Annotated in this window: 12 protein-coding genes, 1 tRNA gene and 1 rRNA gene; 12 read left to right on the forward strand and 2 right to left on the reverse strand. The window is 44.8% G+C overall.

Annotated features, from left to right (window positions below; translation table 11 throughout):
- From rrf to GJB61_RS30585, 10 genes are all read left to right on the forward strand, one after another.
- A 5S ribosomal RNA gene (gene rrf, locus GJB61_RS30540) occupies positions 1 to 82 on the forward strand; the annotation flags it as partial.
- A 387-nt stretch (positions 83 to 469) separates the two neighbouring features.
- The gene (gene guaB, locus GJB61_RS30545) at positions 470 to 1,927 is read left to right on the forward strand and encodes an IMP dehydrogenase (protein WP_338116209.1); all 1,458 of its coding nucleotides are present in this window, start codon (positions 470 to 472) and stop codon (positions 1,925 to 1,927) included.
- A 126-nt stretch (positions 1,928 to 2,053) separates the two neighbouring features.
- Positions 2,054 to 3,451, forward strand: a complete 1,398-nt coding sequence (locus GJB61_RS30550) for a D-alanyl-D-alanine carboxypeptidase family protein (protein ID WP_154122790.1) — start codon at positions 2,054 to 2,056, stop codon at positions 3,449 to 3,451.
- A gap of 112 nt (positions 3,452 to 3,563) precedes the next feature.
- Positions 3,564 to 4,445, forward strand: a complete 882-nt coding sequence (pdxS, locus tag GJB61_RS30555; protein WP_154122791.1) for a pyridoxal 5'-phosphate synthase lyase subunit PdxS — start codon at positions 3,564 to 3,566, stop codon at positions 4,443 to 4,445.
- Positions 4,446 to 4,463: 18 nt separating this feature from the next.
- Positions 4,464 to 5,045, forward strand: a complete 582-nt coding sequence (gene pdxT, locus GJB61_RS30560) for a pyridoxal 5'-phosphate synthase glutaminase subunit PdxT (protein WP_154122792.1) — start codon at positions 4,464 to 4,466, stop codon at positions 5,043 to 5,045.
- A gap of 88 nt (positions 5,046 to 5,133) precedes the next feature.
- Positions 5,134 to 6,423: a serine--tRNA ligase gene (gene serS / locus GJB61_RS30565; protein ID WP_338116204.1), complete on the forward strand. Its 1,290-nt coding sequence runs from the start codon at positions 5,134 to 5,136 to the stop codon at positions 6,421 to 6,423.
- A gap of 65 nt (positions 6,424 to 6,488) precedes the next feature.
- Positions 6,489 to 6,577 (forward strand) — tRNA-Ser (locus GJB61_RS30570).
- A 169-nt stretch (positions 6,578 to 6,746) separates the two neighbouring features.
- Complete coding sequence (locus tag GJB61_RS30575; protein WP_154122793.1) at positions 6,747 to 7,088, forward strand: hypothetical protein; 342 nt, start codon at positions 6,747 to 6,749, stop codon at positions 7,086 to 7,088.
- 83 nt (positions 7,089 to 7,171) lie between these two features.
- Positions 7,172 to 7,324 carry a small acid-soluble spore protein P gene (locus GJB61_RS30580; protein ID WP_154122794.1) on the forward strand — a complete coding sequence of 51 codons (153 nt, stop codon included), beginning with the start codon at positions 7,172 to 7,174 and terminating at the stop codon, positions 7,322 to 7,324.
- A 92-nt stretch (positions 7,325 to 7,416) separates the two neighbouring features.
- Positions 7,417 to 8,508, forward strand: a complete 1,092-nt coding sequence (locus GJB61_RS30585) for a hypothetical protein (RefSeq protein WP_154122795.1) — start codon at positions 7,417 to 7,419, stop codon at positions 8,506 to 8,508.
- 98 nt (positions 8,509 to 8,606) lie between these two features.
- On the opposite strand, the gene GJB61_RS30590 is transcribed toward GJB61_RS30585, so the two are convergent.
- Both GJB61_RS30590 and tadA read right to left on the reverse strand, forming a co-directional pair.
- Complete coding sequence (locus GJB61_RS30590; protein ID WP_154122796.1) at positions 8,607 to 9,170, reverse strand: GNAT family N-acetyltransferase; 564 nt, start codon at positions 9,168 to 9,170, stop codon at positions 8,607 to 8,609.
- Positions 9,171 to 9,212: 42 nt separating this feature from the next.
- Entirely contained in the window at positions 9,213 to 9,719 is a 507-nt protein-coding gene (gene tadA / locus GJB61_RS30595) for a tRNA adenosine(34) deaminase TadA (RefSeq protein ID WP_154122797.1), read from the reverse strand.
- 306 nt (positions 9,720 to 10,025) lie between these two features.
- Here tadA and GJB61_RS30600 point away from each other — a divergent pair, with 306 nt between their 5' ends.
- Both GJB61_RS30600 and rluF read left to right on the forward strand, forming a co-directional pair.
- Positions 10,026 to 12,326, forward strand: coding sequence for a sensor histidine kinase (locus tag GJB61_RS30600; protein WP_154122798.1), 2,301 nt, complete (start codon positions 10,026 to 10,028; stop codon positions 12,324 to 12,326).
- A gap of 1 nt (position 12,327) precedes the next feature.
- Positions 12,328 to 13,029, forward strand: coding sequence for a 23S rRNA pseudouridine(2604) synthase RluF (gene rluF / locus GJB61_RS30605; protein WP_338116210.1), 702 nt, complete (start codon positions 12,328 to 12,330; stop codon positions 13,027 to 13,029).
- Positions 13,030 to 13,068 lie beyond the last annotated feature (39 nt).

Raw genomic sequence — 13,068 nt, forward strand, 5'->3', positions numbered from 1 at the left:
CATCCCGAACACGACCGTTAAGCCCTCCAGCGCCGATGGTACTTGGACCGAAGGGTCCTGGGAGAGTAGGACGTTGCCAAGCACTGAAGACCACTGTTGATCTTTCAACGGTGGTTTTTTGTTGTATCAATGAGTTGTAAATCCTCTAATAGAGTAATAATAAATAATGGAATATATTGCAGATAGTGTCCACTGGAGAAGGACTTTCGTCCAAGAATTCGCTTACTAGAGCTTGCTTATCTGAATACCTACTCTAATGATGTAATGTTCTTGACAGTCCAAAAACCCTTTGCTAAGATGGCAATAATATATTTTTGGACAAGCATCTCAAACCTGAATCGAGGATAGGAAGATATACAACTTTCAAGTTTGCACTTTTGTCTGTCGTGAATGGACTTGAATCGAGTTTTCTTCTTTCATAAAGTTTGTGAGCGGGTAGAATCAATACTATTGAGGAGGAATGACCCAGGTGTGGGAAGATAAGTTTGGTAAAGAGGGATTAACGTTTGATGATGTATTACTGGTGCCGCGTAAATCTGTAGTGTTGCCGAAGGAAGTGGACTTGTCCACTGTACTGAGTAAGAATGTGAAGCTGAATATTCCACTTATGAGTGCGAGTATGGATACCGTAACAGAAGCCGCTATGGCAATTGCTATTGCTCGTGAAGGTGGCATTGGTATTATTCATAAGAATATGTCCATAGAGCAGCAAGCAGAAGAGGTGGACCGTGTGAAGCGCTCTGAGAGCGGAGTTATTACTAATCCTTTTTCTCTTACACCTGAGCACTGGGTATCCGATGCTGAACATTTAATGGGTAAATATCGGATTTCTGGAGTCCCTATTGTAGATGAAGGCAATAAACTGGTAGGTATTTTAACAAATCGGGATCTACGGTTTATTCATGACTATAATATTCAAATAAAAGAAGTAATGACGCATGAGAATCTCGTTACTGCTTCTGTAGGTACGACACTGCAAGAGGCAGAAGGAATATTACAGCGTCATAAGATCGAGAAGTTACCTTTGGTCGATGAGAATAATATTCTTAAAGGACTTATTACCATAAAAGATATTGAGAAGGCTATCCAGTTTCCTAACGGAGCCAAGGACGCCCAAGGGCGACTGCTTGTGGGTGCGGCTATCGGGATTTCTAAGGATACGTACGAACGTACGGAAGCCTTGGTCAATGCTGGTGTGGATCTGATCAGTGTCGATTCTGCACACGGTCATCATATTAATATTATTGATGCAGTTCGTAAGCTGCGCAGCTTGTATCCTGATTTGACAATCATTGCCGGCAATGTTGCCACTGGCGAAGCGACCCGAGAGCTGATTGAAGCAGGGGCTTCGGTTGTTAAAGTGGGAATCGGGCCGGGTTCTATCTGTACAACGCGCGTTATCGCCGGAATTGGTGTGCCACAGGTTACCGCGATTTATGACTGTGCTTCCGTTGCTCGTGAGTATGGAATTCCGGTCATCGCTGATGGGGGTATTAAGTACTCAGGAGAGATAACAAAAGCTATTTCTGCCGGAGCGCATGCGGTCATGATGGGTAGTCTATTCGCGGGAACAGAGGAAAGCCCTGGGGAATCCGAGATTTACCAAGGCCGTAAGTTCAAGGTATATCGTGGCATGGGCAGTATGAGTGCGATGAAACAAGGCAGCAAGGATCGTTACTTTCAGGATGATGACAAAAAGCTTGTTCCTGAAGGTATTGAAGGTCGTGTAGCTTTCAAAGGGCCTCTTTCCGACACCGTTCACCAACTAATCGGTGGCTTGCGTTCCGGTATGGGCTATTGCGGAACGAAGAACCTGTCAGAATTGCGGAATGATACCTCCTTTATTCGGATCACTGGAGCCGGACTGCGTGAGAGTCATCCGCATGATGTTCAAATTACAAAAGAAGCACCAAACTATTCCTTATAATCGACTATTAATACTATTTTACGGACAGACAGGGCTAAATTCGTCCTGCCTGTCTTTTTTTGCAGATACCCCTGTGTTAGAATAGAACAAGCAATTGATATGAGGTTCAAAGGAGAGTAGTAATCATTGAAGTACAAGCGACAATTTAACGGTAAGCAATTTGTGATTAAGACAGCGACAGTAGGTCTACTTTTAAATATGCTAATTTCTCCTACAGCTCCGGCACTGGCTGAGGCAGGAAAGACTCCGGCAACTACGGAAACGGGTACTACAAGCACCAAGACTACAACAGCGGCAGCAACTGCTGTAAAGATTCCTTCTGTAGAATCGCTTGGTCTGAATTTAAAATCGGCGGTGTTGATTGAACCGACTACAGGTGAGGTATTGTTATCGTTGAATGCAGATGTTCCTCTTCCTCCGGCAAGTATGACCAAGATGATGACGGAATATCTTGTAGCTGATGCTGTGAAGAACGGTCAGATCACTTGGGATCAAAAAGTAATTGTGCAGGAAAATGCTTCTAAGCAGATTGGTTCGCGTATTTTTCTGGCCGTGGGAGATGAACATAGCGTTAAGGATCTATACATAGCCATGGCTGTTGGATCTGCAAATGATGCTACGGTAGCTTTAGCAGAGCTTGTATCCGGATCAGAGCAGCAATTCGCAGAATTGATGAACCAAACGGCCAAGAGGATGGGAATGAAGAGCGCGTATTTCATTAACTCCACTGGGCTTGACCGGGACGATATGCCGGCAAAGTTTCGCCCTGAAGAAGATCGTGAAACGGTAATGTCGGCAATGGATGCGGCACTTCTCGCTAAATTTATCGTCACCGACCACCCTGATTTCACGGATTTCACGACGATTCAATCCTATAAATTTCGTGAACGAGATACAGAGCCGATGATTAACTACAACTGGATGCTGGAAGCCAATAAAGATATTGCCAACTTTAAGGCATATGCTTATCCTGGTCTTGATGGTTTAAAGACAGGACATACCTCGAATGCTGGCAACTGCTTCACCGGTACAGCTGTCCGTGATGGAATGCGGCTTATCAGTGTTGTAATGGGTGCAAATTCAGAGGCCCATCGTTTTACGGAAACGAAGAAAGTACTTGATTTTGGCTTTAATAACTTTGAAGTTAAGCAAGTTATAGCACCAAAGGCAGTAATCGCTGGAAATGAAACAGTTCCAGTATTGAAGGGAAAGAATAAAAAGGTTTCCGTAGTTACCGATGAAGGCGTAACTTTTATCGTACCAAAGGGAACGGTTTCTCCTCAAATTAAGACCACTGTCGCAATAAATGATGCAGCAACACTGGTAGCTCCTATCTCACAATCCTCTAAAGTAGGTAAAGTGACATATTCCTACCAAGTTAAAGGCATCTCTCAAGCTCAGCAGAAGACGGTAAATCTAATTACTGCTGAAGAAGCTGAAAAGGCTGGTTGGTTTAAGTTGCTTCTTAGAGCTATAGGAGAATTTTTCGGCGATCTGTTCTCAGGCATCAAAAACCTGTTTTAAGGGCAGCAATTGTCGATAAAGATAGATATTCCGAGTAAATGGGTTGTATATTTAGCCGTCTTACGGTAAAATTACAAGTTAGATTAAGATAGATCAATCGGGAGGCTTTGACATGGAAACAGGAACATCACGAGTTAAAAGAGGCATGGCAGAAATGCAAAAGGGTGGCGTCATTATGGACGTCATGAATGCAGAACAAGCAAAAATTGCTGAGGCTGCGGGTGCAGTAGCCGTTATGGCTCTGGAACGTGTGCCTTCTGATATTCGCGCAGCTGGTGGAGTAGCACGGATGGCCGATCCTACAATTGTAGAAGAGGTCATTAAAGTTGTTAGTATCCCCGTGATGGCTAAGTCGCGTATCGGTCATTATGTAGAAGCAAAGGTTTTGGAATCTCTTGGTGTTGACTATTTAGATGAGAGTGAAGTTCTTACTCCTGCAGATGAAGTATTCCATATTAATAAACATGAATTCACTGTTCCGTTTGTATGCGGAGCTAAAGATCTAGGAGAAGCCCTGCGTCGTATTAGCGAAGGTGCATCCATGATCCGTACCAAGGGTGAACCGGGAACTGGCAATATTGTTGAAGCGGTGCGCCACATGCGCGTTATTAACAGCCAGATCCGCAGAGTCACAAACATGTCTAAGGATGAGCTTTATAATGAAGCCAAGAACCTGGGTGTTTCTTACGAATTGTTGCTTGAAATTCACGTACTTGGCAAGCTGCCAGTAGTTAATTTTGCCGCAGGTGGCATAGCAACTCCATCCGATGCTGCTTTGATGATGCATTTGGGTGCAGACGGCGTATTCGTTGGTTCCGGTATTTTTAAATCGGACAATCCTGAGAAATTCGCACGTGCCATTGTTGAGGCAACTACTCACTTCACGGATTACAAACTGATTGCTGAAGTATCAAAGAACCTTGGTGCACCTATGAAGGGGATTGATATTGCAACTCTAACCCCGGCTGAACGTATGTCGGAGCGTGGCCGTTAATAGAGAGAGGGTTTCAGAATGAAAATAGGAGTGCTGGCGCTTCAAGGCGCTGTAACAGAGCATATCGTCAGTATAGAGAAGGCTGGAGCGGAAGGTTTGCCTATCAAGCGTGTAGAGCAACTGGAAGAGGTAGAAGGCCTGATTATTCCTGGCGGTGAAAGTACGACTATCGGTAAACTCATGCGCAAATATGGTTTTATTGAAGCGATTCGTGATTTCTCAAGTCAGGGTAAACCGATTTTTGGAACCTGTGCCGGTATGATTGTGCTAGCCAAGCGGATTGCCGGTGGCGAACCCGGACATTTGGAGCTGATGGATATTACCGTGGCTCGGAATGCTTTTGGCCGCCAACGGGAAAGCTTTGAATGTGATTTGGACGTGTTGGGTATTGATGAACCGGTTCGGGCAGTATTTATTCGGGCTCCGCTCATTAATGAGGTGGGTCCGGAGGTCGATGTGCTCACCATCTATAATGATGAGATTGTAACCGCGCGTCAGGGCAACCTGCTCGTCTCTTCTTTTCACCCGGAGCTTACGGATGATTACAGACTTCATCAATACTTTGCCGACATGGTAGAGGCTAACGTAGCAGCGAAATAATAGAACCGCATATAAGAACATTCTGACTCTTTCAAAGCTGTAATCAGCAATTTGAAAGAGTTTAGGCTGTTTTCAGGAGGGAAACTTTGTGCTAGATGTAAAAGTATTGCGCAGTGATTACGCCCGGGTGGAACAAGCATTATTGAAGCGAGGAAAATCACTGGATTTGATTTCGGATTTTCCACGGTTAGATTTACGCCGCCGTGAGCTTCTGCAGGAGACCGAAGGTCTTAAGAATCAACGAAACACCGTATCTGGTGAAGTTGCGAAGAAGAAGAAGAATGGTGAACCAGCAGATGATTTGATTTTGGAGATGCGAGCTGTATCCGACAAGATTAAAGAGCTGGATGATGAGGTTCGTGAGGTGGAGGCCGAGATTTTCGAGCTAACCATGAGCATTCCTAATATTCCGCATGATTCCGTTCCAGAAGGCAAGTCGGAGGAAGACAACGTCGAAGTACGCCGTTGGTCAGAGCCGAGAGTATTTAATTTTACGCCAAAATCACACTGGGAGCTGGCACAGCAGCTGGATATTATTGATTTTGAAGCCGCTGCCAAGGTTACAGGTTCTCGTTTTGCCTTCTATAAAGGATTGGGAGCACGGCTTGAGCGTGCGCTTATTAACTTTATGATGGATCTTCACAGTGGAGAGCATAATTATGAGGAAATGCTGCCGCCTTACATTGTCAACAAGGACAGCTTGTATGGTACAGGGCAACTCCCAAAATTCGAAGAGGATCTTTTCAAGCTGCGTGATACGGAATATTATCTAATTCCTACGGCTGAAGTGCCGGTAACGAATTATTACCGTGAGGAAATTCTGACGGCAGCAGATTTGCCTAAATATCATGTTGCCTACAGCTCCTGTTTCCGTTCTGAGGCAGGCTCAGCAGGTCGTGATACCCGTGGGTTGATCCGTCAGCATCAATTCAACAAGGTGGAGTTGGTAAAGCTCACTACACCGGAATCCTCTTATGAGGAGCTGGAAAAGATGACTGCAGATGCTGAGAGCGTGCTACAGCTCCTGGGATTGCCTTATCGAGTGCTGGGTCTCTGTACGGCGGATATGGGCTTCACATCGGCTAAGACCTATGATTTGGAGGTATGGCTGCCTGAGAGTGGAATGTACCGTGAAATCTCTTCTTGCTCCAACACAGAGGATTTTCAGGCCCGCAGAGCAAACATCCGTTACCGTAAAGAACCAAAAGGCAAACCGGAATTCGTACACACGTTGAATGGTTCTGCACTGGCTGTGGGACGAACAGTAGCCGCTATTCTGGAGAATTATCAGCAGGAAGACGGTAGTATATTGGTGCCAGAATGCCTGCAGCCTTATATGCGTAATGTGAAATCAATTCAATCTAAATCTAATTTATAATATTTAGTTGCGTATTCTTTGTAGAGCATGGTATAATCCTCTTGCATGTGAAATTTTTATGCAATGGAGAGGTACCGAAGCGGTCATAACGGGGCGGTCTTGAAAACCGTTAGAGTGCAAGCTCACGTGGGTTCGAATCCCACCCTCTCCGCCATTCCTAAAAATTAAATCCTTTATAGATATAAGCCGTTCCCTCTGGGGGCGGCTTCTTTGTTATGTTGCCATCATGTAGTCTGAATAGTTTCTTTATCGAACCAATCCCAGTTGAGAATAAAAAGACTCTTTTCTCCGCAATGTATTAGGGAAGGAGGCTGGTAGTAAAAATGAATCGACAATTGGAACTGGATCAACATAGTCTTGTCTCTGCCTGGCAGGAACGATTGCCTGCTCTGTTGGAGGATGGAGACAGTTTTATCGTACAGGGTGATGAGGCCGACCGAAACAGCTTACTTATCCATTTTAATGCAGCTGGACGTCAGGCTTATTCGCTTGATTTTCGCTGTACGTATGTAGACAGTAGAGAGGTTGCAGTGGATTTAGTCGATGTTGAACAGAGTGGGCGGCACACGGACAAACGTAGCGATGCTGTCCAGCTATTGGCACAGCAATATACACGACAGATTCATGAATGTGCGCAAGCGTTGCAGGGCCTAACCAATCCATAGTTCGTACTCAAAGGAGTTTAACTCCTCAAAACTAAGCAAATGCACAGAAGCAGATACACATAAAACTATTAGGAGGAGACAGAATGACTAAGCCCAAGAGTATGCCTGTTTCTGGAGCGCAGCCGTCTGGCGGACAACGCCGAAAGGACCATGGTCCGCAGGGACCTGAACCCCTTTCTGGTTCCAAAAAGGTCAAACAGGCCAATCATGTGGACCATCATAATCCGCAGGGTTAAGAAATGATTTTCTAAGAATTGTTTCTTGAATTTGCCAAATGGGTTACTATTAAGGAGGGAAAAAATTATTTGCATGGGAGAGAAAAACAATAATGAATAAAAAATGGGGGTTATCCGCTGCCGCAATGCTGCTCACAGCAGCATTAATATTGCCGGCTTGTGGGAACAAAGAACAAGCACCTAAGGAGGCATTGAAGTCAGCTGCGACTAAAGTGTCTACAATGACATCGTATGAGATGAAGAGCAAAATAGTGGTCAATAATCTGACCATTGACGCTCCAACCGATGAATCCAGTGCTATGACTACACAAGTGCTAAGCATGCTCAAGAATGCAGAGCTCTCCGTGGATAGCGTGTATCAGGCAGATCCGATGCAGACTGAAGCAACAATGGTTTTAAACCTGAAGGGCGATATGGCGATGAGCTTTACTGTACCTATGGTCATCACTAAGGAGAAGATCTACATCAAGGTGCCTTCTATTCCGTTCTTCCCAATTCCGGAGACTATAGTTGGTAAATATGTAGAGCTTGACCTGAAAGAGCTGGCAGAGCAAGGGGGCACTGAATTTACCCCTGATACCCTGGATACTCAGAAAGCACAAAAGCTTTCTAACGAAGTAATCAGCACACTGTTGGCAGAATACGATGAAACGAAATATTTTAGTGAAATCAAGCTTAAGGATGCGAATCTGCCAGAGGGTGTTGAGGCCAAGCAGGTTATTCAGTTCAAAGTGACTAATGACAATATCAAAGAAGCTATCACTATTATGATGAACAACGCTTTGCCGAAGATTATCGATATTCTAGGTAAAGACGAATATAAGGATATGCTGAAAATTGATGCTGCAGATTTGGCTAAGGCTAAAGAGGAACTTCAGTCAGGTACGGCAAGAACGGAACTCGATAAAGGTCTCGCTGATCTTGGCAACTACCTAACGATTAATGATTTTCATTTTAATACAGCGATCAATAAGGATAGTTTCCCTGTGTATCAAGATTTGTTAATGGACATTAAAGTAAATGATCCGGATACGAGCACAAAGGTAGGCTTATCACTAACTGGCAGCAGTCAGTACAGCAAGATTAATGAAAAGGCTGAATTCAAGATAGGTATCCCGGAAGGGGATGCTGTAATTACGTTGGATGAGCTGCAGAAGCAATTTGGTGGCTTGGGCACGTATTAATCTGTAGACAAGACAACATCCCGCATGTGCGTAGTCATACGCTCATGCGGGATGTTTGCTGTCTAGTTGCTTCAATACACTGATGTAAGGTAATGTCCCTATTCATCCTGCAGAATATCTTCTGCTAAAATGGCATAGGTCTGGTGATCCTGCCACAGTCCGTTGATCTTGATGAAACGTCGGGCGACTCCCTCAGCCTGAAAGCCGCTCTTTTCCAGTACCCGTCGTGAAGCCTCATTATGCAGTAAAATGGCAGCCTGTACCCTATGTAAGGCAAGGGCTCGGAATGCGTACCCCAATACTAGTCCAACTGCTGCCGTCATGTATCCGTTACCTTGCATTTGATGATCTAGAAAATATCCCATATCGGCAAATTGCCCCACGCCCCTTACAACATTGGAGATTGTAATCTGTCCAATCAGCTGTCCGTCCAGTGAAAATATGCCAAACATATAGGCCTGATCCTGTAAGGCGTCTTCGGTACGTTGGTTAATATGCTGGAGTTGATAGTTAAGCGTATAGAAATCCTCCTCACGCTTCGGTTCAAACGGTGCGTGTGCAATCCGGTTCTGCAGACGGAGTTCCAGTAGACTCTCTGCATCCTCCGGCTGAAGCGGAGAAATATAGATACCTTGTGACGTCTGGTATAAAGTTAAAGACATACGTATGATCTCCCCTCAGTGAATATTACAGAAGCCAAGATGCTAGTTAGCTGGTTTTTGACGTAAACGACGAAAGAATGTGGTGAGCAGCTCCGCACATTCCTCCTGTAAAATTCCTTGTATGACTTCAGTACGGTGATTAAATCGTGGTTCCTCTAATAGGTTCATTAGGGTCCCTGCACAGCCGGCCTTAGGATCAGGAGTGCCATAAACAGTAAGTGGTACTCTGGACTGTACAATAGCTCCCGCACACATTGGACAAGGCTCCAGCGTGACGTATAGTTGGCAGTCCAACAGCCGCCAGGAACTCAGGACTTTGCTGGCTTCACGGATGGCTACCATCTCGGCATGAGCGGTCGAGTCCATCGTGGTCTCCCTCAGGTTGTATCCGCGTCCGATGACTTCACCATGATGAACAATAACCGCCCCAATCGGGACCTCTCCAAGCTCTTCAGCTTTGCGAGCCTCCGCAATCGCTTGCCTCATCCAAAATTCATGGACGGCTTGCATATCCTCTAGTGCTTCATTCTCCAAATTACTCAAACTCATCTTCCCTTCTGATCTGCTCTATTATACAACGAACAAATATTCGTTCTGAACAAATTGTGTATAACTCTGTGGATAACGGCCGACTTATGCACAATTTTGTACACATCGCCTTTTAATAAAATGTTTATATGTGCATAACTTGTGGATGGTTTCCTAATATATTGTAGAGAAAGAGCTATTAAATTTCAATGTTTCTTGAAGAGTAATACTTCTTTGAAATGTCTTTTCAAATGAGGGGGCAAAAGGTATGATATTTATGAACAACTCCGCTAGGTTTTACCAGTGGGTAAGAAGGGAATAAGAAGCTTGTCTATAAAAACAAAGTTATCGGCTATTATCTTTGGCTCAGTATTGCTTATTTTGGCACTTAACCTGACATTGAACCTGTATAGTGCTCGCAGTAATTTGCGCAGCGAAAATGTAAGTAACATGAAGATGACCGCTATGCAGATTGCTGTTGCTGTAGAACAAAGCAGTTACAGCTCTAATTATGTCGAAGCTCAAATTGCCAAAAATCTGCGGATGGCTGCAATACTTGCTTCCTATGAGCTTGATCCGGATATTAAGAATGTTAGAAGTAACGAGCTCAAGGCTCTCTCCATTAAGTTGGGTGTGTCTAATATTTCGCTTCTAGTCAAGACTGATAATGATATTATAGTGGCCAAGTCCTCAGATTCCAAAGAAATCGGATTATCTACAAAAGGCATGGGTTTTTGGTATATAGCCCTTTTAGAGCTTTTTCGTGACCAGGTTGTAACGATTGAGCAAGGTCAGGCTCTGGATAATTTTTGGTCTGGACCGTTTGAGTATTCATCAGCTACACCTGATTACATCGAGAAATGGGGATATTATCATGACCCAAGAAGCAATTACATTATTGATCCTTATATCCGCAGCACTGCGGTCAGCGATTATGTAAAAATCATGAGTCCAAGCGAAATTGTTCGACAGTCCAAAGAAGTCAACCCGGGCATCCTGGAAATCACGGGGATTAATCCGGATACATTTGGTTCGGCAAGCATGGCGTCTGATGGAAGCGACAGTATAAATGTGAAGCTGCATAATCGTCCGATTCAGTATGGTACTTATATCTACGGAAATGTGGATCAGGATAAAGCCGCGGTTATGCAGGCTCTGAACAGGAAGGAACCTGTTACGTTAGATACTGAGGTACTTGGGAAAAGAGTACTGAAGAGCTTCATACCTATCTTCCAGCCGGAGGGTAGCACTTATGTTATCACCGTTGTTATGGACTACGCGGTAATTTCTTCAGTAATCAGACATCAACTCTTCAATAATATCACTACCTCTTTGCTGCTGCTTGTAGTCTTTTTTCTGTGTAGTTATATATTGGCTGGTATTGTAACGCGGCCGATTCAATCTATACTTGGAAAAGTAAATGATGTAGCAAAAGGTAAATTCGAGCCTCCACTAGATGTAAGCAGCCGGGATGAGCTGGGCCAACTGGCACTGCGCATAAATGCGATGACCTTTCATCTCATGCAGCATACGAATCGTCTGGGACAGACGCTCGAAGAGAACCGAGCGGTTAAGGAGCATTTAGAGTCAGTAATTAACGGTACATCGGATGCTATTCATACTGTCGACATGGATGGTCGGATCCTCAGTACGAACAGAGCTTTTGAAGAGCTGTATGGATGGAATGCAGCACAGGCAGCGGTGAGCAAAACTCCCTATCTGGTTCCAGCCACTGCGCTCAGACAAGAGACGGCACGGCTGCAATTGCTGAGAGAAGGTACCCCTCTGCCTCCAATAGAGACGGTAAGACTTAAGCGGGACGGTTCGGTGGTCGAGGTAAGTGTCAGTACTTCGATCATTCGCGATGAAGAAGGTCATCCACAATCGTACATTCACGTTTCCCGTGATATGACGGAGCGGAATCGGATGGAAGAGTTGCTCAGACGATCCGAGAAGTTGACCACAGTTGGCCAGCTTGCAGCAGGAGTGGCTCATGAGATTCGCAATCCACTGACCACACTGAGGGGATTCCTCCAGCTTCAGCAGGAGAAGAAGGTACTCGTACCGCTTCATATTGAGCTAATGTTGTCCGAGCTGGAGCGAATTAATCTTATAGTCAGTGAATTTTTGATTTTAGCCAAACCTCAAGCGGTTCATTTTCAACAAAAAGATGTACGGCACATTCTGAGTGATGTAATTTCTCTACTGGACAGCCAAGCACATTTGTTCGGAATTGAGTTCGATACCAGATTCTCTGAGCATCCGGCAATTGTCCACTGTGAAGAGAATCAGTTAAAGCAAGTATTTATTAATATCGTCAAAAATGCTATTGAAGCCATGCCTGAAGGTGGGACCATTACACTGACTCAGCATGTAGTTGAGAATTCCGTAGTCATTGTGATTTCTGACGAAGGAGAAGGAGTTCCTGAAGATATGCTGCCTAAGCTGGGGGAGCCGTTTTTTACAAATAAAGAATCAGGAACAGGTCTTGGGCTGATGGTCAGCCAGCGAATTATCCAAGCACATAAGGGCAGTATGGAAATACAAAGTGAATTTGGACTTGGGGCCGAGGTTACCATCCGGTTACCGGCTGGGCAGAGCATTAATGAAGAACGGAGTGAAGAATAAGGTGAGAATCAACAAGTTCATCAGTGAGACAGGATACTGCTCACGCCGTGAGGCAGACAAGCTGGTGGAGGGTGGCAGGGTTACAATCAATGGAGAGCTTGCTGTGCTTGGTAGTCAGGCTGTTTCAGGTGATGAGGTATTAATTGATGGGAGGATTCTTGAAACGGGTAGTACGACCGTTTACATCGCTCTCAACAAGCCAGTAGGTATTACTTCTACTACTGAGGAGCACATCAAAGGGAATATCGTCGATTTTATTGGTCACCATGAGCGTATTTTTCCGATTGGTCGGCTCGATAAGGATTCGGAAGGATTAATCTTGCTTACGAATGATGGAGATATCGTTAACAAGATACTGCGGGCAGAAGGACAGCATGAGAAAGAATATGTAGTTACCGTAGATAGACCAATTACTCCTTCTTTTATTCTGGGTATGTCTACTGGGGTCAAGATAGCAGGTGGCAAGACGCTGCCCTGTGAGGTGACACGTATTACAGAGAGAGTATTCCGTATTATTCTGACAGAAGGCAAGAATCGGCAAGTTCGCCGCATGTGCAGCGCTTTTGGCTATGAGGTTAGAAAGCTGCAACGCATCCGGATTATGAATATTCGTCTAGGGGCTCTGCAAATGGGAGAATGGCGGGAGCTGTCACCCCAGGAGAAGTCGGAGCTGGGGACTATGTTGAATTACGAGTTGCTGTAGGGCTAAGGATGTATGGGTAGAAAAAAAGAGCTGTCTTAA

The organism is Paenibacillus monticola (genome assembly GCF_009664975.1).
GTDB classification, from domain to species: domain Bacteria; phylum Bacillota; class Bacilli; order Paenibacillales; family Paenibacillaceae; genus Paenibacillus_AQ; species Paenibacillus_AQ monticola.

Coding starts and splice junctions, on each gene's coding strand:
- GJB61_RS30585 (WP_154122795.1), top strand. CDS start 7,417: ATGAATAAAAAATGGGGGTTATCCGCTGCCGCAATGCTGCTCACAGCA.
- GJB61_RS30590 (WP_154122796.1), bottom strand. CDS start 9,170: ATGTCTTTAACTTTATACCAGACGTCACAAGGTATCTATATTTCTCCG.
- GJB61_RS30575 (WP_154122793.1), top strand. CDS start 6,747: ATGAATCGACAATTGGAACTGGATCAACATAGTCTTGTCTCTGCCTGG.
- GJB61_RS30580 (WP_154122794.1), top strand. CDS start 7,172: ATGACTAAGCCCAAGAGTATGCCTGTTTCTGGAGCGCAGCCGTCTGGC.
- pdxT (WP_154122792.1), top strand. CDS start 4,464: ATGAAAATAGGAGTGCTGGCGCTTCAAGGCGCTGTAACAGAGCATATC.
- tadA (WP_154122797.1), bottom strand. CDS start 9,719: ATGAGTTTGAGTAATTTGGAGAATGAAGCACTAGAGGATATGCAAGCC.
- pdxS (WP_154122791.1), top strand. CDS start 3,564: ATGGAAACAGGAACATCACGAGTTAAAAGAGGCATGGCAGAAATGCAA.